Origin of the sequence: Psychroflexus maritimus, assembly GCF_011089875.1 — a bacterium.
GTDB lineage: Bacteria > Bacteroidota > Bacteroidia > Flavobacteriales > Flavobacteriaceae > Psychroflexus > Psychroflexus maritimus.
Window position 1 is genome coordinate 1 of sequence record NZ_JAANAS010000040.1, and the last position, 20447, is coordinate 20447.

Below are 20447 nucleotides of genomic sequence, written 5' to 3' on the forward strand. Positions count from 1 at the left end.
TTAAGTAGTTGGGTTTTTTGTTTTGAAGGTAATTGGGCGAGAAGTTTACCCTGAGCGCGCAGCAGTCGAAGGGAGCCCAGGTGGGACCACAAATTTAAACCCAATTACTTGATTTTTAAGTAGTTGGGTTTTTTGTTTTGAAGGTAATTGGGCGAAAAGTTTATCCCGTGATAGATTTTAAGGGAATAAAATGACCGTAGAAAATACCAACGGGAAGCACAAATAGTAAATAAGGGTTGTTTTTTTTATTTAATCATTGCCCTGTGAATTACTTCTATTGAAATGTTTTAAAACACGAACACCATTCGTGCTTTTCTAATCATATCCTTAAAAAAAATTGATAAATAAGCTAATAATATCAAGTAACTTTGATAATTAAATTGCCTTTAAACTGATTAACAAAAGAGTTTTTTGTTGATAAATTTATGCCTAAAGGATTTGACTTTATTTCTCATTTATCTTTATCAATGATTGTTTATTAAATCAGCTTTACTTTAAGTAGAGTTCATACTCATTACTATGTTTTAGTGCTTGTTTTTAAATGCAAACAAAAGAAACTTATGAATGATTTTCAGGATTAACTTAGCTTACAAGATGTAATCGGTACTTATAAAACTTGAGTTATTAGCTTTTAAAATTTCCTCCAAAATACTTAAATTTTCTTCATTATCTTTTAAAGCTACAAATGTTCTTATGGAAAACGAACGAAGGGCATCGTGAACGCTTAATGTTGCTTTAGCAGAATCTTTTCGTCCAGTAAATGGATATACATCCGGTCCACGTTGGCATGAACTATTCAGGTTTACGCGGCAAACCAAATTTGCAAGGGCATCAATTAAAGGAGATAATTCCTTTATATCCTTTCCAAATAAACTTACTTGTTGTCCATAATTAGAATCTGCCATATCGTTTAGCGGGGTGTTTATATCGGTAAAAGAACGTATAGGAATTGCTGGTCCAAATTGTTCTTCTTCATAAATCCGCATATCCTTTGTAACAGGGTAGAGTACCGGTGGCCAGATATAATTGTCCATAAGCCTTCCTCCTTTTTTATTAATAATTTTCCCTCCTTTTGCTAAGGCATCATCTATTAATTCTTGAATGTATTGCGGCTTGTTAGGTTCTGGAAGTGGAGTTAAAAAAGCTCCTTCGTCCCAAGGATTACCAAATTTCAGTGCATCTACAGCAGCTGTAAATTTTTCTAAAAAAGCTGTTCGTATAGCTTCGTGTACATAAATAATTTTAAGAGCAGTGCATCGCTGACCATTAAAGGATAAACTTCCAGCAATACACTCTTTAACGGCTAAGTCTAAATCGGCATGAGGAAGAATAATTGCAGGATTTTTAGCTTCTAAGCCTAAAATTAATCGCAGCCTATTACTTTTTGGATGTTGGTCAATAAGTGCATTGGCCGATTTGCTATTTCCAATTAGGGCAAGTACGTCAACTTTTCCGGTTTTCATCATAGGAGAAGCCAAAACTCGTCCTCTTCCAAAAACTATATTTACCACTCCCTTAGGAAAACTCTCTTGAAAAGCTTCTAATAGTGGAGTAATTAACAATACGCCAAATTTTGCGGGCTTAAACACCGCTGTATTTCCCATAATTAAAGCGGGAATTAGCAGTGCAAAAGTTTCATTAAGCGGATAATTATAAGGGCCTAAGCAAAGTACGACTCCTAAAGGACCTCTTCTAATATGCGCAACTACTCCTTCATTTTTTTCAAATTTAGCAGCATCTCTATCTAAATTTTTGTAATCTTCTATGGTGTCATAAATGTACTGTACTGTTCTGTCAAATTCTTTTTCTGCGTCGGGTAAGTTTTTGCCAATTTCCCACATAATTAGCTTGACGGTTAATTCGCGTTTGGCTTCCATTAATTTCACAAACTTTTGCATGCAGGCTATGCGTTCCTTTACTCGCATTGTTGGCCATTTTCCTTTCCCTTGGTCATAGGCCTCAAGTGCTGCTTCAAGCGAATCATTGGCTTGTTGTTCTTCAAGTTCAGGAACACTCCCTAAATAGGTAGGTTGATAGGAGTCTGTGCTTGATATGCTAGAATAAACCTTAGCCATTTTTCCTTTCCACGAAAGTAATTCACCATTAATTAAATACCGATTGGATTCAATAGGTTGATTTAATTTAAATTTTTGGGGTAATTGAATTTTAGTACTCATCATTTTTTTATCAAACAAAAGAAAATTATTATTGAAATGAAGTATATGTTGTTTAATTAATTATTATTTAACAAGAGTAATGCTATTATCTCGTAAGATTAAAAAAACAGCTCCTTACCAAATTATAAAAAAACAGAGTAATTCTATGAAAACCGAATTTGGTGAATCTATTTTTATTAAAATTTAAAATGCGAAAATAGAATCGATTCAAGTGTTTTCTGATTTCAAAAGTGAAAAACCTGATAAATACGCTAATTTAGCACCGTATAAAATATTTTAGCTTAGCTTTAGTTTTAACCTTATGAAGTCTATATTCTGCTGCTTGTTTTTATTGATTGCTTCTGGTTTTGCGCACGCGCAAGAAGACCTCATGCTCACTAAAACCATTGCTACACAAGACAGTATTTTTTTAGAAGACGTTAGTATTAGCTCGGCAGATTTTAAGCTTCAAACATTGCAAAATCAAACAGTTGATACTTCTTCATTCACAATTAATTATGGCAAAGCTTTGCTTGTGATGAATCAAAAAATTCAGCAAGAAAATGATTCTTTGCAAGTTACTTATCGAAATTTTCCTGGTTTTCTAACCAAGACCTACCAAGCTTTAGATGAAGCTATTATTGTTGATGAAACATCAGGCAACACGCCTCTTTATGAAGTTAAACGTCAAGACCAAAGTCAGGATTTTGTACCTTTTGACGGACTAAACACCAGCGGAAGTATTTCTAGGGGAGTGCGTGTTGGAAACAACCAAAATGCGGTTGTTGATTCTGAATTAGACCTCCAAATTTCTGGAAAACTCTCTGAAGATGTTACACTTAGAGCTTCTATTCAAGATGCTAATACACCGCTTCAACAAGGTGGTTATTCGCAACGTTTAAATGAATTTGATCAGGTTTTTATTGAATTACAAGGGAAAAATTGGGGCATAAGAGCTGGAGATATCGACTTAGTTGAGGATAAGTATTTTTTTGCTTCGTATAACAAAAAAATTCAGGGACTTTTAGTTTCTACTCAGCTTCAGCAAGACACCAATCCTATTGAAGCTTATGCCGCTGGTGCTTTAGTCCGTGGTGTGTGGACAAGAAGTGAACTCGTTGGGCAGGAGGGAAATCAAGGACCTTACAAATTAACAGGACCAAATGGCGAATTACTAGTTTTGATTATTTCTGGAAGTGAATCGGTTTTTGTGAATGGAAGGCGACTAAAACGTGGGGAAAATGAAGATTACTTGATCGATTACAATGCAGGCGAAATTATTTTCAATGCCAATTTCCCCATTACTTCTGAAATGCGAATTGTGATTGAATACCAATACGCCGATCAAAATTATTCGCGGGTTTTAGGTACTGCCGGTGGTAGCTACCAAACTGAAAAATTTCAGATTAGTAGTTTTGTTTACACAGAAACCGATTTAAGAAATCAACCTATACAACAAGCTTTAAGCGATGAACAAGTAGGTGTGCTTCGTGAAGCAGGGAACGACCAAAGCCAGATGATTGCCCCAAGTGCTGTTCCTACTGATTTTTCTGAAAACAGGATTCTCTATCGAAAAGAGATTCTTAATGGAGAGGAGATTTTTGTGTTTTCAAATGATCCTGAAGATGAACTTTTTAGTGTTCGTTTTACTAATGTTGGAGCCAATCAAGGAAATTATGTGGTAAGTACAGATAATGCTATTTCACGAATTTTTGAATATGTACCTCCACAAAACGGAGTTCCACAAGGCGAATTTGAACCTGTAATTCAGTTGTTTGCTCCCGAAAGACTGCAAGTTGGGGTAGTGCAATCAACCTATAAAAATGGAGAACATTCTTATGTAAGTTCAGAATTAGCGGTAAGTGATCAGGATAAAAATTTGTTTTCAAATTTAGATAACGATGATAATCAGGGATTGGCGTACAAAGTAGAAACTCGACAACGTGTGGTGAATAACCAAAACAATTGGAATGTAGATGTCTTTGGAAACCTAGATTATATTCACCGCAATTATACCTCCATAGAACGTCTGTATAATGTAGAGTTTCAGCGGGACTGGAATTTATTTAACCCTGATGGAAATCAACGATTGATAGATCTAGGAACAAACGTTAATCATCTTGAAAAAGGAAATCTTCAATACCAATTTCAGCATTTAGATTTTTCTGAAAGTTTTACTGGAAACCGACAAGTATTCAATGCTAATTTCAATTTTGAAAAGCTCACTCTTGTTGCTAATGCCAGTTATTTAAAAACGGATGGAAGTGTGTTGGATTCCGAATTTTCTAGAGCTAATTTTTTTAGCGTTTATGATTTAGGAAAACCTTGGGTAGGAGCAAAATTTAATTATGAAGACAACGAGGAATTAAATTTAGCTGAAAATCAGCTTACGATTAACACTCAACGTTTTAAAAGTTACGAGGTTTTTACCGGAGTAGGAGATAGTACCGATGTTTTTGTTGAAGTAGGCTACCGATTTAGAGAAAATGATAGTTTACGTAGTAATCAACTTGAACGGGTAAATCGTTCTAACAATATTTACCTGAAATCTACTACTATCAACACGCAAAGCACAAGGTTAGATGTTTTTGCAAGTTACAGGAATTTACAAAATAGCGACCCTAATTTAGAAGATGAGAATGTAATTAATTCAAGAATTACCTTTAGTCAAACTTTGCTTGATCGAATGCTTAGCTTAAATACCGCTTATGAAACCAATAGCGGAAGTATTGCACAGCAAGAATTTACCTATGTTGAAGTCAACCCTGGCGAAGGTCAATATGTTTGGATTGATTATAATGAAAATGGTGTACAGGAGCTGGATGAATTTGAATTGGCTCAGTTTCCAGCTGAAGCTGATTTTATTCGAATTTTATTACCCAATCAAATTTTTATACGAACGAATCAAACTAGGTTTAGTCAGCAGATGAACCTTAATTTTAAGGCATGGAGTAACGAAGAGGGATTTAAAAAGTTACTCTCAAAATTTAGTAATCAAGTTTCTTTTGTTGTTGACAGAAAGCTGAGGCGGGATGGTAATTTAATTAACCTCAATCCCTTTAGTGCTAACGGGCAAGAAGAGTTAGGACGCAATACCAACATTAGAAATGCCTTGTTTTTTAATCGAGGAAAACAGCGTTATACCACCTCTTATAATTTCATCCAAACCCAGTCCAGGAATTTGTCAACCATTGGTTTGCAAGACAATAATACCCAAGCGCATCAGCTAAATTTTGTGCATAAATTATACGACACATGGTTGCTTACTTTTCAAAATGAATTAACCAACTCCGAGAGTATTTCAGAAAATTTTGAAAACCGAAACTTTCAATTAGATGGCTTTAGTATAAATCCTAAAATTTCCTACTTATTAGGAAACAATGCTCGGTTTGATGCCTTTGCAGAATTTGGAAAAAAGGAAAATCAGATAGCTGAACAAGAACTCTTAGAACAGCAAATTTTAGGCGCTTCATTTACTTTAAATCAAGGACAGAAATACGCTATTACAGGCGAATTTAACTACATTAAAAACGACTTTTCAGGAAGTGCATTTACCCCAGTAGCTTACCAAATGATGGAAGGCTTGCAACCCGATAATAATTTTACTTGGTCGGTTTTTTTACAGAAAAAAATCACCGATTTCTTAGACCTAAACCTAACTTACTTCGGAAGAAAAAGCGAAAATACAAGTACCGTTCACACTGGTAATGTTCAGTTAAGAGCCTATTTTTAGAATTTGCTAAAACTGAATTGAAATAATAGATGTATTTGAGACTCATCAACAACCTGAAAAGATAAAGCGAACGAAATAAGTCAGTTATGCATCATTCAAATTGAAACTACAAACAAATTAGAACTGATAAAATATCCTTATATTTGTAAGGTTTCAAAAAGCAAAAAATATGTATAACTCAATAGAAATTGACCGAAAAAAACTTACGATAATGGGCGTCAAGTTTTCAGATTTAAAGACATTGGAAAACACTGCAAGTGCTATTGGAAGCAATATGTTTGAAGGCTTTAGACCAACGCAAAGAAGTATTGAAATCATAAGAGATTATATAATAGGTAAAATATCTCTAGATGATTTAATAATTTATACGAAGAAAAAGACCTATGTCTAATTCTTACAGATATGTTGATCCTGATTATACTTATATCGACCCAAAATCAGGAGTGCTAAAAAACTTAGCTGCTATTACTGACTCAGAAGATTTACTTTTTTTTGAGAGTGTTAAAGTAACAAAACGAATTAATGAATTACATAACAATCCAATCAAAATAAATGGAATTGAAAGCTTATTTTCGATTCATCAACATTTATTTCAAGATATTTACGGTTGGGCAGGCAAGAAAAGACTTGTTGAAATAAGTAAAGATGGAAAATAATTTTTCCTAACATCTCATTTCGAAAATGCTTTTAATTTTATAGATACTTTGATAGAAAGTTTCAAGAAAACTAAAAGAGATGATAGAAATGAAATTGCCGAAAAACTAGCTGAAATATTAGACAACGTTAATTATTTACATCCATTCAGAGATGGTAATGGAAGAGCTCAGAGAGAATTCTTAAGAATGTTGGCTCTTGAGAAAGGGATATCTTTGAACTTAAACAAGGTAGATGTCGTAGGTACGCCCGAAGGTTTTAAACTTGAGAAAGGGATATCTTTGAACTTAAACCCACCTGACGATAAAAATGTTTATGAAAGATATATGCAAGGAACGGTAAATAGTGATGTTAAAATATTGAAAGAATTGATTTTTGAATTAATCAGTTGAATTAAGAACGATGCATAAAAGCGCATAACAAAAATAGCGAGATTTGCGGTTGAAACTAGAGTTTAGTGTAGTTTATAAATAAACAATTTAATTGAGAAAACCATCCATTTTTGCTCGTCTAAAAGCACATGTGAGAGATGTTCTCTGCAAGCTGAATCCAGCCGCACAAAAGCACATTTGGTTTTTGTCAAGGCTAAGCCCCAACGGTGAAAAACCGAAAAAATAACCCTATCACATCATACGCAAAATCCTAATGATGATATTTACACTAATTTATTGAGGTAATCGAAAAACTTTATTATTTTAGTCCAATGAATTAAACAATTCAAAAATAAACCGAATAAAAGAAGTTTTAAAAGACAAAGGAATTTCGCAGACTTGGCTTGCCGAAAAAACAGGCAAAAGTTACAACAGCATAAACGAGTATGCACGAAACGTAAGACAACCAAGTATTGAATGCCTTTATAAAATTGCTGGTATATTAAATATCAGTGTAAAAGAATTATTAGTTGAAAATGAGTGAAAAATTAAAAGTATATGGTCTGTTTACAGGTGGGGGAGGTTTAGATATTGGTTTCAAAGAAGCGGGATTTGAAATCATAGGGGCTTCTGATATTTGGAAGGAAAGTGAAAACACAATGAATTTGAACTATCCAGATATTCCATTTATCTGCAAAGACATTACAACTCTCACTTCACATGATATATTAGAAAGCACAAACGGAGTTAAGCCAGATGTAATAATTGGCGGTCCTCCTTGTCAAGGTTTTTCTGTAATGGGCGATAAAAATTCCGCTGACCCAAGAAATGTATTGTTTGAAGCATACGCTAGAATTGTTGATGATTTGGAGCCTAAATGTTTTGTTTTTGAAAATGTGAAAGGAATTAAATCCATGTTCAAAGGGAGATATTTAAATATGGTAGCCAACAGTTTTTCAAAAATTGGATATGATATATATCTAAAAGTATTGAATTCTAAAGATTATGGTGTTCCGCAAAAAAGAGAGCGAGTGATAATAGTGGGCACTAAGGTAAATAGGCTTTTTAATTACCCACCACCTAGCAATGATTCTATTGGTATCTTAAAAGCGAAAAAGAATGTACAAGAAGCTATTGGTGATTTAGTTAAAAAAGATGAAAAGTTCCCCAATCACTTGGCACTTACACATGGTGAAATAGTTCTTAAGCGATATAAACTTATCCCTGAGGGAGGCAAGCTTCCACCACCAGAGGAATTACCGATTGAAATTAGACGGAAAAATTTCGGAAATACATATGTCAGACTTCATAGAAAGGAATTAGCTCCCACTATGGTTCCTGGTAATAATGCCTTTCCAGTACATCCTACTTTGGATAGAAGTTTAACACCTAGAGAAGCAGCTAGAATCCAAACTTTCCCTGATACACACATTTTTACTGGAGCGAGAAAAGAACAATGTATCCTAGTTGGTAATGCAGTTCCACCTCTAATGGGTGCTCATATTGCAAGAGAACTTAAAAAACATATCCTCGATAAAGATTATATAGGCTCAGAGGAGAATTTGCTGTTAAAAAGAAATAGTTTGATTGAAAAAGATGTAATTAATAAAGTCGAAAGTAAACTTAGCTTCATTGATTTATTCTCTGGAGCAGGGGGTATTGGGATAGGATACGAACAAGCTGGATATCAACACGTACTTAGTGCGGACTTTGATCCTGGTGTAGCAAAAACTTTCAGACATAATCACAAGAACGTCCCTTTTATCGAAGGTGATTTATCTGATGAATCAATTTTTGAAAGTGTAAAACATGTAGTAGGTAATAAAGAAATTGATGTTATAGTAGGTGGACCACCATGTCAAGGCTTTTCAATGTTTGGCAAAAGAAGATTTGTTAAATCGCAATCTCACAACCCGCATGATGACATAAGAAATGACTTAATATTTACCTACTTAAAATACGTTGAAGAGTTTAATCCAAAATGGTTTATGATGGAAAATGTTGCTGGTTTAGTCAACTTAGCAGATGGATATTTTCTGGAGAATTTCATAGAAAGAGTAAAGGAATTAGGTTACAACAACTATGATTACAAAATCATTAATACAGCTGATTATGGAGTGCCACAAAAAAGAAAACGTTTTATTTTTCTAGCGAACAGAACTGGAAATATTATTCCATGGCCTAAACCTAAGTTTTATTCTGATCCTGAAGATTGGGAAAAACCTTATAGGAATATAAATCAAGTGATAACTGGGCTAGAAACTGACAAGTCGCAAACCAAATATAAAAATCACATCCCAATGAATCATTCTCCAGAAGTTGTTGAGCGATTTTCTTATATAAAAGAAGGTCATAAAATAAACCCGGATGATTTGCCTGAACATTTAAAGTACAGTAGAACAGGTAAGCTTATAAAGAGTTTTAGCAAAGTTTTATTTAGATTAGACCGCAATCATCCTAGTCACACCCTTGTACCTGGACATAGTGCTTTTCCAATACATCCTTGGCTTGACAGACAACTTACTGTCAGAGAAGCTGCAAGAATTCAAACATTTCCTGATTCAATTGAATTTTTAGGCAATCATGGCCAGCAATGCAAACAAGTTGGTAATGCATTTCCTCCTATGGCAGCTGAAGTTTTTGCTAATGCTATCAAAAAAGCTATTGTCAATGACTGGAGGAAGGAGAATTTAAGTGGATTAGTTCATTACTCGTTAATAGAAAAAACTAAATAATGAAAGAACAATTTATTTCCTGGCTTGAAAGGGAGAAACCTAAAAGCATTAGACATTATACATCTGGTTATAATACTATTGAAAAAATTCTAAGCGATAACAAATTACCATCTATTAATACCTGGACTCTTTCAAATTTTGAAAGTGCTTTGGATAATATCAAATCGCTTGAAAATTTCAGTAATCTTAATAGTTCAGGTAATAATATTTTAACAGCTACCCTTTCAAATTATAAAAAATTTATGGAAGAAAAAGAAGAAACAGCCCAATTCAACATACCACCAATTAAACCATTTGAAAATTTCAAATGGAGATGGGCAGTAACTACTCCTAGTGAAGGAATAAATACGCCTGAAATATTAATCGGTGTATTACAAGTGCTCTTAAAGCATAATGGTCAAAAGCACGCTACACAAGAATTTCAAGATGACCTTTTAGCACTGCAAACCAAACTTAACACTAGAATTGATTTAGCAAAAGTTGATAGAGGGCTAAATAAAAATATAATTGAAAATTCTGGTCAATATTGGAAAGCACTTGGACTTCTTGAAAATTCAACAGGAGGAATAATCAATCTTACTCCTTTAGGAAATTCAATAGCTGAGGGCCGAACTAATTATGATGAATTTATTAAGCATTTATATTTAAACTTCAAATTACCGAATATTCATATTGAGTCGAACGATATTACTCAAGAATGGCGTGATAAAAATATTGAAATTTTACCCATAAAATTAATTTTTAATATTCTATTTCAGCTTAAAAGGCAATCCAAATCTCCGTCTGACTGGTATATAACGCCAGAAGAACTCAAAGATATAGTTGTACCTCTTTCGGCATATACAATGCTACCCATGGCTGAATATACCAAACAAATAATTGGCTATAGAAGAAACACGAAACCATACGAATCATGGCCAAACTGTACACCAGGTGACAACGATTTTCGAATGGTAAAAGAGTATTTACTATTCCTTTGGAATTTTGGCTTTCTTGATTTTTTAGAACTAAGAGATAAATCCAAGCGGTATTATTTGAATGAAAAAAGTATAAATATTCTTGAAGAATATTATAAGCCAGATGTTAGAGAAATAAATGTCATTACTGACTTAACAGAACAATCCGAGTTTGACATCAAAAAATTTCAAGATTCTTGTAAAAATGTAGGTCTAGTCTACACTGACAAACTCATTACTCGTTTTGTAAGTTCCCTTTTAACTAAACCCTTTGTTATATTAACTGGGCTTTCAGGCTCTGGCAAAACCAAACTTGCTCAAGCCTTTGTAGAATGGGTCTGTCAAGAAGTAAGCCAATACCGCATTATTCCAGTTGGCGCAGATTGGACCAATCGAGAACCATTACTCGGTTATCCAAATGCATTAAAACCTGAAGAGTATGTAAAGCCAGATAGTGGTGTGATAGACTTGATTTTACAAGCGCTCGCTAATCCTGACTTACCTCACTTTTTGATTTTAGACGAAATGAACCTAAGCCATGTGGAACGCTATTTCGCAGACTTTTTGAGCGTAATCGAATCAAATGAAGAAATACCCTTATATGCCGAAGGAACGGTTGAAAATGGTGTGCCTGCAAAATTAAAAGTGCCTTCAAATTTGTTTATCATAGGTACAGTTAACATTGATGAAACCACCAATATGTTTAGTCCAAAAGTATTAGATAGGGCTAACACCATTGAATTTAGAGTATCGAAAAATGAAATGAAATTCTTTCTAGAAAATATTAAAGACATCAACATGGATGCTTTAATGAGTAAAGGAGCAACTATGTCTAAAGCCTTTTTGGACATGGCTGCAAAAAAATCTTTTGCTACTGTAGATATTGAAGAAATTAACCAAACACTCATTAAGTTTTTTGGAGAATTAACCAAAACTGGGGCTGAATTTGGTTACAGAAGTGCAACTGAGATATTAAGACTCATTCATCAACTTTCAGAAATAGACACTGGATTAACAACCAATGAGAAAATAGATATTGGTATTATGCAAAAACTATTACCAAAACTACACGGCTCGAGAAGAAAGTTAACTCCAATTCTTGAAACATTGGGGTCTTTTTGTGTTTCAAAAGATTTGAAAATTGTAAAAGACGTTTTTGAAAAACAAGACTTTGATTTTAAAACGGCAGAAGTATTATATCCCCTTTCACTTGAAAAAATAACACGCATGTACAAAGGTGCAATAGATAATGGATTTGCAAGCTATGCAGAAGCTTAAAAAATGAAAGCAGTATCAAACATAGAAATCAGCCTTGATTCCATTCAAGAAGGTTTACGGCTTTGGATTGATGCCCGAAGACCTGATTCGCTATTTGATGCAGAAGAAAACGCGATAGAACATAATGAAGCAAGGTTTCAACTTGTAGAAGGGTGTTATTATGATTATCAATTGAGTGACTCTGATTATATACTAAGTGACATTGGGGAGAATATCATTCAACAACATAAAAGAACAACAAATCTTGGCACAATAGCACCTAATATTTTTGTTGGAACGCTTTCTATACCAATACTCAAAAAATCAAATTCAGAGGTTTGTAAAAACATTGATTTAGAGGTACAGTCTATTAAATCTGGATATCGTGATGATTACCGAGACATGCTGGAACTAATCACAGAAAAGTGTACAGACTTACTGCTACAGGCGAATTCACCAGTTTCTCAACATTTTGAAATTGATTATACCAAAGATAGCCAAACCTTATATCAGAAGTTTTCATTTATCAAATCGGTAATTGGAACCAATGAATTTACAGAGGCAATTCATAGAATTATAACCGCTCCCGTAACTAAATGGGCAGAAACTTCTGAGGAAAAAGATATTAGAAATGCTAAACGATTTTCTAATAGAAATATCAAAGAAATTCTTAAAGCTGGTAATAGAACAAAAATACCGAAGTCTCATTACTTAAGGAATTATGGCATTGAAACATTACCAGAACGTATTACCACAATTCGCAAAATAGATTCGGTAGACACACCGGAAAATCGTTTCATTAAACATGCTTTAGAAAACTTTTTAAAATTCTGCACCGATATCCATAGAAAGGCAAAAGATTTTAGTCATCAGAAAATGGAAACGGAATCCATTTTATTGTTTCAAGACTTGGAAAGTCAACTACAACATGGCATTTTTAAAGAAATTTCACGGCCTACAACCTTAAAATTAAACAGCCCTGTTTTACAGAGAAAAGAAGGCTATCGCGAAATACTTAGAGTTTGGCTTATGTTTGATCTTGCCGCTAAACTTATATGGGAAGGTGGCAATGATATATACAGTGGTGGGAAAAAAGATATTGCTACACTCTATGAATATTGGCTATTTTTCAAATTGTTAGACTTATTTAAGTCCATTTTTGAAATTGAGCCTAAAGACATTTCAGAATTAATTAAGGAAACGAAAGATGGATTAAACCTTCAAATTAAGCAAGGAAAGTTTACTGCATTAAAAGGTACATTCAATTCTGGAAGCCGAAAATTGAATATCCGATTTAATTACAATCGCTCTTTTAGTGGTAAAAAAGCTTATCCCGATTCAGGAAGTTGGACAACTACTTTGAGACCAGATTATACATTGTCCTTTTGGCCTTTTGGTGTTTCAGAACAAGAAGCAGAAAAACAAGAACTCATAGTGCATGTTCATTTTGATGCAAAGTATAAAATTGCCAATTTGAATGATTTTTTTAAACAAAATGCTGAGAGTAATTTAGATATAGAGAAGACAGAAAATAGAAACGGTATCTACAAAAATGCAGATCTCCTAAAGATGCACGCTTATAAAGATGCTATTAGAAGAACAGGTGGTGCTTATGTTTTATATCCTGGAGATAAATCCATTAATCAGAAAGGGTTTCATGAAATTATTCCAGGACTTGGAGCATTTCCTGTAAAACCCTCTAAAACTGACAGTGGAATTGGGGAGCTTAAAGCGTTTATTTTGGAAATAATCGAACACTTTGTAAACAGAGCCTCTCAACGTGAGAAAATCGCTTTCAGAACGTTTGATGTTTATAAAAATCCTCCTGATTCAAATAACTCTGTAAATGAATCACTTCCAGAGCCATATAACATGAATAGAGATTTAATTCCTGACGACACTTATGTATTGGTAGGTTATTATAACTCTATTGAACAATATGAATGGATTAAACGAACCAAACTTTATAACTTTAGAATGGGTTCAGGTAATGGTTCATTAATTCTTGATAAAGAAACGGTAAGTTCAAAATACCTTTTACTTCATACATTGGGTGAATCAAAGTCTGGTGATTTGTGGCGAATTATTAGTAAAGGACCGAAAGTTTTTTCTAGACAAAATTTAGAACAAAAAGGATATCCAGAGGCAAAAAAATCAAAGGATTATAAAAAAAACTATTTAGTTATTGAGTTAGAAAAGGTTACAGACCCTGAATTTGAGAATATATATTGGGATTTTAAAGAATTAGAAAATTATTCTTCTGGCAGAGCTTCTGCTTTTCCTTTCACAACCAACTTGACAGAATTAATGAAAAAAATAAGTAAATAATATGCGGATGCTAAAAGCCATACGCAACTAACTTTTCCATCAGGCTGTTAGCTAGATTTGGTGCTGGACCTGCCTTACTACCACAGGCAGGTAGGCATGCATGCAAAACGAAAAGTTTTATCTATTTTTAGAAACCTAAACTTTATCCTACCTTTGCCTTATCTTTTAAGCTTAGCCAAAGCTTTTACACTGAGTATAATCGAAGCGTTTACGCTGAGTATAATCGAAGTGTCGAAATTACAGACAGAACAAAAGGCAAACGCTTATTTACTTAGCTAATAAATTAGCACATAAATCTTAATGTATCAGGCCATGCAAAAAGCAAATAATAACATGTCAATTTTTAATTCAGATTTACCACTTAAAATAATCGATTTGTCAACTGTTTTGGCGGGGCCTTCAGTAGGTACATTTTTTGCTGAATTAGGTGCTGAGGTAATTAAAATAGAGCATCCTAATCATCAAGATGTAACTCGTTCCTGGAAACTTGCTTCAGAAAATCAAGACAATGCTATTAGTGCTTATTTTTCAAGTGTTAATTACCAAAAAAAATATACTTTTCTCGATTTAAAAGCCTCTTCCGATTATCAGAAGTTTACTGCTCAAGTAAAAGAAGCACAAGTGGTTTTGATGAATTTTAAAACTGAAAGTCAGAAGAAACTGAAAGTCACCGAAGATGATTTATGGCGCATAAATCCAAATTTAATTATAGGTAAAATAAGCGGTTTTGGCACAGACTCTAATCGCGTAGCTTATGATTTAATTTTGCAAGCAGAAACTGGATTTATGTCGATGAACGGAACACCAGAAAGTGGTCCTGTTAAAATGCCAGTAGCTTTAATAGATGTGTTGGCAGCTCATCAATTAAAAGAAGGGATTTTGTTGGCCTTGCTTCAACAAGCTCACCAGCCTCTAAAGAAAGGGAAATTGGTAGAAATTTCACTTTATCAATCAGCTATTTCAGCTTTAGCTAACCAAGCGTCTAATTTTTTAATGGCTTCTCATGTTCCAAAAAGAATAGGTTCTTTACATCCAAATATAGCACCTTATGGAGAAATTTTTAAAACCCAAGACCAAAAGTTAATCACTTTTGCCATAGGCACAAACCTGCACTTTAAAAAGCTAACAAATTATTTAGGTTTAATGCAATTAGCCTCAGACCATCGGTTTTCAACTAGTCAGTTACGTGTTGAAAACAGAGCCGATTTAGCCACATATATACAAGAAAAAATTGAACAGCTTCAGGCTAAAGAAGTTTTGTTAGCTATGGAGGAGCTTCAAGTTCCTTGCGCAAAAATTAAAAATTTGAGCGAAGTTTTTGAAAATAAACAGGCACAATTAATGATACAAACGGAAAGTATAGGAAAGCAGGAAACCAAACGTGTTAGTCAATTGGCATTTTCTATAAAATAGCATTGAGATAACTGGTATTAAACTTTAGTTCCAAGGGGTTTTCATTCAACAAAAAATCATACTTTTGCCCTGATTTTATGCGCATGAATAAATCGGTAGTTACATTAGTGTTTGTTTTAATAAGTTTCATAGGTTTTGCCCAAAGAGACCTAGATACTGGCTCTTTACGTAAAAGTGGGCAAGGTCAAGGTCAAGACCAGAGACCAGATACACAAACCACTAAAGCCAAGGATGATATGCCACCGGCAACCGATTATAAATTAATTGGTATAGAACGAGACACTACCTTTGTAGATACTTCGCTTTCCATCCACAAGCAGTATAAGATGAATTATTTACGGCAAGATAATTTTGAACTTCTTAAATTTCATAATGTGGCTATGCCCTTCAATAAATTAGGATATGACTTTAGTAATTCTACCTTAAATCCTAGTTTAGGAGCTTCAGCAAAACATTTTAATTATTTAGATGCTGAGCAAATTAACTATTATGAAACACCCACGCCACTCACAGAAATGTGGTTAAGGACAGTGTTAGAGCAAGGGCAAAATTTAAAAACTTTATTTGCTAATAATATCACTCCAAGATTAAATTTTTCAGTTGGTTATGAAGGACTTCGATCGTTAGGACATTACGTACAATCAAGAAGTGATGCTGCCAATTTTTTTGGTACGCTAAATTACAGAACAACCAATGATCGTTATTTTTTGCGCTTACACGTGACCAAACAAGATTTTGAAAATCAACAAAACGGTGGTTTTACTGATGATGCTATTGAAGGTTTTGTTAATCAAATTCCTGAGTTTGATAATCGGGTTACAATAGAACCTCAGTTTAGAGACGCTAATACTAGACTTTTAGGAAGGCGCCTTTATTTGGACCAAGATTATATTTTACTAACTGGCAAAGATTCAACAGCAAATAATCAGGTAAGATTATCTCATTCTTTGAAGTATGAGTATAAAAACTACTTTTACAATCAGTCTGAAAACTCGAGTATTTTTGGCCCTGCTTACGAAACTTCCAACATTAATGATCGGGTTAATTTAGAGGAATTAACCAATCAAGCTTCGGTTTCTTACTTTAGAAACGATATAGGTAAGCTTGCCTTTAAAGCAAGTCATACGGGTTTTAATTATGGATATAATTCAATAGTAATTACAGAAGATCAAGTAATTCCTAACTTGATTAATGGAGACCTTGTTGCTGTTGGAGCAAGTTATAAAAACAAAATAGGCTTAGTTGACCTTGAAGGGGAAACGATGCACAACATTATAGGTGATTTTAATGGCAGCTACATCAAAGGTCTAGCTGGTGCTCAATTTAACAAAGACCTAAGACTAGATGCTAAACTAAATATTAGCAGTGTGGCTCCCGATTTTAATTATCAACTTTTTCAAAGTAGTTACATCAATTACAATTGGAATAATGATTTTTCTAACATTCAAACCCAGTTTTTAGGTGGAAAATTGAATCATCAAAAATGGGGCTATGTAGAAGGTTCGTTTACACAAATTCAGAATTACACTTTTTTTGGTGCTGAAATTGAAGAGTTTACAAGCATTGATGATTTATATACCAATGTGAGTCCGCAGCAGGCTGATAGTGATGTGAGTTATTTTAAATTACGTGCGGGAGGCGATTATAACCTAGGTTGGTTTGGAATGGCTCACACCCTACAGTATCAAAATGTGTTAAGTGGAGCAGATGTTTTGCCTGTTCCAGAACTTATTACTAGAAATTCTTTCTTTTATCAAGATTATTGGTTTCAAAAAGCCACGTTTGTTCAAACAGGTTTTACTTTTAAGTACTTTACAGATTTTAATGCCCAATCCTTCAACCCAATTCTAAACGAATTTGTTGTTCAGAATGCAGTTGCACTTGATGGGTTTTATACTTTTGATGTATTTTTTAATGCCAAAATTAGAACAGCAAGGGTTTTTTTCAATCTTGAAAATGTTACTGAAATCTTTACAGGAAACAAAAACTTTTCAGCGCCTGGGTATCCCTTTAGAGATTTTACCTTTAGATTTGGTGTAGTTTGGAATTTATTCTTATAATGCACCAAGGTGCTTTTCTGGCCTCAATTTATTCAAAAGAAAACGTATTTATTCATTGAATAAATTGAAGAGAGAAACAGTTTTTTATTCAATTCAAATAAAAAATACATGCAAAAACAACTATTAGTCATTGGTTATGTTTGGCCAGAGCCACAATCTTCTGCTGCCGGCTGGCGAATGCTTCAATTATTAGCGCTTTTTTTAGACCATGGTTACCAAGTTTGTTTTGCTAGCCCTGCTCAAAAGACTGAGTATTCCTCAAATTTAGAAGCTTTAGGCATTCAAGAAAAAAAAATAGCAATCAATGATTCTTCAGTAGATGTTTTTTTGGAAATGCTTTCGCCTAGTGTTGTTTTGTTTGATCGATTTATGATGGAAGAACAACTGGGCTGGCGTATTAGAGAACAATGCCCCCATGCATTAACCATTTTAGATACAGAGGATTTGCATTTTTTAAGAAAAGCAAGAGAAAAAGCCTTTAAGCAATCTAATGCCTCTCGAGATTTGAATCTTTATACCGATGAAACCAAGCGAGAGTTAGCGGCTATTTTGAGGTGTGATTTATCGCTTATCATTTCTGAAGTTGAAATGCAACTCCTACAGCGTAAGTTTGGCATTAAAGAATCTGCGTTGTTTTATCTTCCTTTTTTGTTTTCCAATCCTTTAGAAGAAGCACAAGACCTTCCAGGTTTTAATGAACGAGAAGGGTTTATGAGTATAGGTAATTTTTTACATGCCCCAAATTGGGACCAAGCGCTTTATCTAAAAGAAGAAATTTGGCCATTAATTAGAGAGCAATTACCTGAAGCCACTATTGAAATTTATGGTGCCTATACCTCAGAAAAAGTCAATCAACTGCATCAGCCTAAAACAGGATTTATAGTACAAGGAAGAGCAAAAAACCTAAAGGAGGTAATGAGTAGAAAACGAGTACTTTTAGCTCCCCTGCGTTTTGGCGCAGGTTTAAAAGGAAAGCTAGTTGATGCTATGCGCTTTGGTTTACCTAGTGTAACTACTAGTGTTGGAGCTGAAGCTATTGGCGGAAAATATCCTTGGTCTGGTGAAATAGCAAACAATGCAACAACAATAGCTTTAAAAGCAGTGCATTATTACAATCGGCAAAAACCTTGGGAAAAAGCACAGAAAAATGGTTTTCAAATTTTGGCTAAGCGATTTAATAGAAGTGAGTTTGAAGGCAACCTAATTTTTACCATTAACCATTTGCTTGAAAATTTAGAGCTAGTTAGAAATCAAAACTTTTTAGGTCTGATTTTAAATCATCAGCACCTAAAATCTACCAAATATATGTCGCTTTGGATTGAAGAAAAAAATAAAAACAAGACTTAAGTAATAGATTAAAGCTTTGTTTTCTTGATAAATTGAAAAACCTTATACCTAAATTAAGATTTCGAATTTACAAGTGACTTATTAAATTGTATCTTTGTAATCTAAATTAAGTTTAAATAAAAATATATATAGATATGTATCCACCAGAATTAGTTCAACCCATGAAAGATGAGTTAACCAGCGTTGGTTTTGAAGAATTAACTTCTGCATCTGAAGTAGAAGGTGCTTTAAAAAGAGAAGGAACAACTTTAGTTCTTGTAAATTCGGTTTGTGGTTGTGCAGCAGCTAATGCAAGACCAGGTGCAAAGATGTCTTTGGCTAACGAAAAAAAACCAACTCACTTAGTAACAGTATTTGCAGGAGTTGATCGTGAGGCAACCGACAAAGCACGTGCAGAAATGCTTCCTTTTCCTCCAAGCTCACCATCAATGGCTTTGTTCAAGGACGGAGAACTTGTACACATGTTAGAGCGACATCACATTGAGGGGAGACCAGCAGAGATGATTTCAGAAAACTTGAAAGGTGCTTATAACGAACATTGCTAGGAAAGAGAGAAAACACACTTTTAGTGACTGAACCACTTCAATTGAAGTGGTTTTTTTATTATGCACGCATACTTAATCTTTAGGATTTATGATATATTATTCTATGGATATAGTATTTTTACATAATTTTAAATATGAAGTTAGTATTATCGTATATTTTAAGTGCCTTTTATTACTTGTTCTTTGGTTTAGTTTTAGTCGTTTTTCATGGTATTCAATGGATCTGTCATAGAGTTTTTGGTTATCAAGCGCATAAAAAAAGTGTTGATGTACTTAATTTGTTTCTTTTAAGATGTCTGCATTTTTTAGGAGGGCGCGTTAGTTTTGAAAATGAGTATAAAAGTGAACTAACAAAAAATCAGCCTCATATTATTGTTGCCAACCACCAAAGTATGTACGACATCCCGCCTCTAATTTGGAATTTTAGAGAGTTGCATCCCAAGTTTATAAGTAAGATAGAATTAGGAAAAGGTATTCCTTCCATCTCTTATAACTTAAGACACGGAGGTTCGGTTTTGATTGATCGTAAAAACCCAAGGCAATCACTTCCAGCCATCAAAAAGTTTACACATTATTTGAATGAAACGAATAATGCAGCAGTAATTTTTCCTGAAGGAACACGGAGTAGAACAGGACAACCAAAGCGTTTTTCAGCCAACGGCTTATTAATGCTTTTTAAAAACTGCCCTGAGGCTAAAATTATACCTGTAAGTATAAATAATTCATGGAAACTTCAAAAAAAAGGCAGCTTTCCCTTAGGAGTAGGAGTTCATATTAAAATGAAGGTGCAAAAACCTATCTTGGTTAAGGATTTTACCCCCCAAGAACTGGTTGAAAAAGTAGAAAATAGTATCATTAAAGATATCAAAGTAATAGCAAAAAATAAATAATT

The 20447-nt window shown here is 33.9% G+C and carries 13 protein-coding genes and 1 pseudogene; 13 read left to right on the forward strand and 1 reads right to left on the reverse strand.

What is annotated here, in order from left to right; translation table 11 throughout:
- Positions 1 to 587: 587 nt before the first annotated feature.
- Complete coding sequence (locus G7034_RS05425; RefSeq protein WP_166399954.1) at positions 588 to 2180, reverse strand: NADP-dependent glyceraldehyde-3-phosphate dehydrogenase; 1593 nt, start codon at positions 2178 to 2180, stop codon at positions 588 to 590.
- Positions 2181 to 2478: 298 nt separating this feature from the next.
- Here G7034_RS05425 and G7034_RS05430 point away from each other — a divergent pair, with 298 nt between their 5' ends.
- The 13 genes and pseudogenes from G7034_RS05430 (at position 2479) to G7034_RS05485 (ending at position 20445) form a co-directional block, all read left to right on the forward strand.
- The gene (locus tag G7034_RS05430; protein WP_166399955.1) at positions 2479 to 5889 is read left to right on the forward strand and encodes a hypothetical protein; all 3411 of its coding nucleotides are present in this window, start codon (positions 2479 to 2481) and stop codon (positions 5887 to 5889) included.
- Between the two features lie 169 nt (positions 5890 to 6058).
- Entirely contained in the window at positions 6059 to 6280 is a 222-nt protein-coding gene (locus tag G7034_RS05435; RefSeq protein ID WP_166399956.1) for an antitoxin VbhA family protein, read from the forward strand.
- Positions 6273 to 6545, forward strand: coding sequence for a hypothetical protein (locus G7034_RS11820; protein ID WP_223177604.1), 273 nt, complete (start codon positions 6273 to 6275; stop codon positions 6543 to 6545). The genes G7034_RS05435 and G7034_RS11820 overlap by 8 nt, the downstream gene beginning before the upstream one ends.
- 27 nt (positions 6546 to 6572) lie before the next feature.
- Positions 6573 to 6935 (forward strand): annotated as a pseudogene (locus G7034_RS11825) (Fic family protein); the annotation flags it as partial.
- 331 nt (positions 6936 to 7266) lie between these two features.
- The gene (locus G7034_RS05445) at positions 7267 to 7458 is read left to right on the forward strand and encodes a helix-turn-helix domain-containing protein (RefSeq protein ID WP_166399986.1); all 192 of its coding nucleotides are present in this window, start codon (positions 7267 to 7269) and stop codon (positions 7456 to 7458) included.
- Positions 7451 to 9649, forward strand: a complete 2199-nt coding sequence (locus tag G7034_RS05450) for a DNA cytosine methyltransferase (RefSeq protein WP_166399957.1) — start codon at positions 7451 to 7453, stop codon at positions 9647 to 9649. Before G7034_RS05445 ends, G7034_RS05450 begins: the two co-directional genes overlap by 8 nt.
- Positions 9649 to 11883, forward strand: coding sequence for an McrB family protein (locus G7034_RS05455; RefSeq protein WP_166399958.1), 2235 nt, complete (start codon positions 9649 to 9651; stop codon positions 11881 to 11883). The genes G7034_RS05450 and G7034_RS05455 overlap by 1 nt, the downstream gene beginning before the upstream one ends.
- A 3-nt stretch (positions 11884 to 11886) precedes the next feature.
- The gene (locus tag G7034_RS05460; RefSeq protein ID WP_166399959.1) at positions 11887 to 14190 is read left to right on the forward strand and encodes a DUF2357 domain-containing protein; all 2304 of its coding nucleotides are present in this window, start codon (positions 11887 to 11889) and stop codon (positions 14188 to 14190) included.
- 333 nt (positions 14191 to 14523) lie between these two features.
- Entirely contained in the window at positions 14524 to 15603 is a 1080-nt protein-coding gene (locus G7034_RS05465; protein ID WP_166399987.1) for a CaiB/BaiF CoA transferase family protein, read from the forward strand.
- A gap of 83 nt (positions 15604 to 15686) precedes the next feature.
- A complete protein-coding gene (locus G7034_RS05470; protein ID WP_166399960.1) occupies positions 15687 to 17663 on the forward strand; it encodes a putative porin in 1977 nt (658 codons plus the stop codon).
- Positions 17664 to 17771: 108 nt separating this feature from the next.
- Positions 17772 to 19010 (forward strand): glycosyltransferase, encoded by a 1239-nt coding sequence (locus tag G7034_RS05475; protein WP_166399961.1) that lies wholly within the window; start codon positions 17772 to 17774, stop codon positions 19008 to 19010.
- A gap of 134 nt (positions 19011 to 19144) precedes the next feature.
- Positions 19145 to 19555, forward strand: a complete 411-nt coding sequence (locus G7034_RS05480) for a BrxA/BrxB family bacilliredoxin (RefSeq protein ID WP_166399962.1) — start codon at positions 19145 to 19147, stop codon at positions 19553 to 19555.
- A gap of 134 nt (positions 19556 to 19689) precedes the next feature.
- Positions 19690 to 20445, forward strand: a complete 756-nt coding sequence (locus G7034_RS05485; RefSeq protein ID WP_166399963.1) for a lysophospholipid acyltransferase family protein — start codon at positions 19690 to 19692, stop codon at positions 20443 to 20445.
- Positions 20446 to 20447: the final 2 nt, after the last annotated feature.

What these genes read in the sequence shown, in the direction of transcription:
- G7034_RS05425 (WP_166399954.1), bottom strand. Translation starts at nt 2,180, where the DNA reads ATGATGAGTACTAAAATTCAATTACCCCAAAAATTTAAATTAAATCAA.
- G7034_RS05430 (WP_166399955.1), top strand. Translation starts at nt 2,479, where the DNA reads ATGAAGTCTATATTCTGCTGCTTGTTTTTATTGATTGCTTCTGGTTTT.
- G7034_RS05435 (WP_166399956.1), top strand. Translation starts at nt 6,059, where the DNA reads ATGTATAACTCAATAGAAATTGACCGAAAAAAACTTACGATAATGGGC.
- G7034_RS11820 (WP_223177604.1), top strand. Translation starts at nt 6,273, where the DNA reads ATGTCTAATTCTTACAGATATGTTGATCCTGATTATACTTATATCGAC.
- G7034_RS05450 (WP_166399957.1), top strand. Translation starts at nt 7,451, where the DNA reads ATGAGTGAAAAATTAAAAGTATATGGTCTGTTTACAGGTGGGGGAGGT.
- G7034_RS05455 (WP_166399958.1), top strand. Translation starts at nt 9,649, where the DNA reads ATGAAAGAACAATTTATTTCCTGGCTTGAAAGGGAGAAACCTAAAAGC.
- G7034_RS05460 (WP_166399959.1), top strand. Translation starts at nt 11,887, where the DNA reads ATGAAAGCAGTATCAAACATAGAAATCAGCCTTGATTCCATTCAAGAA.
- G7034_RS05465 (WP_166399987.1), top strand. Translation starts at nt 14,524, where the DNA reads ATGTCAATTTTTAATTCAGATTTACCACTTAAAATAATCGATTTGTCA.
- G7034_RS05470 (WP_166399960.1), top strand. Translation starts at nt 15,687, where the DNA reads ATGAATAAATCGGTAGTTACATTAGTGTTTGTTTTAATAAGTTTCATA.
- G7034_RS05475 (WP_166399961.1), top strand. Translation starts at nt 17,772, where the DNA reads ATGCAAAAACAACTATTAGTCATTGGTTATGTTTGGCCAGAGCCACAA.
- G7034_RS05480 (WP_166399962.1), top strand. Translation starts at nt 19,145, where the DNA reads ATGTATCCACCAGAATTAGTTCAACCCATGAAAGATGAGTTAACCAGC.
- G7034_RS05485 (WP_166399963.1), top strand. Translation starts at nt 19,690, where the DNA reads ATGAAGTTAGTATTATCGTATATTTTAAGTGCCTTTTATTACTTGTTC.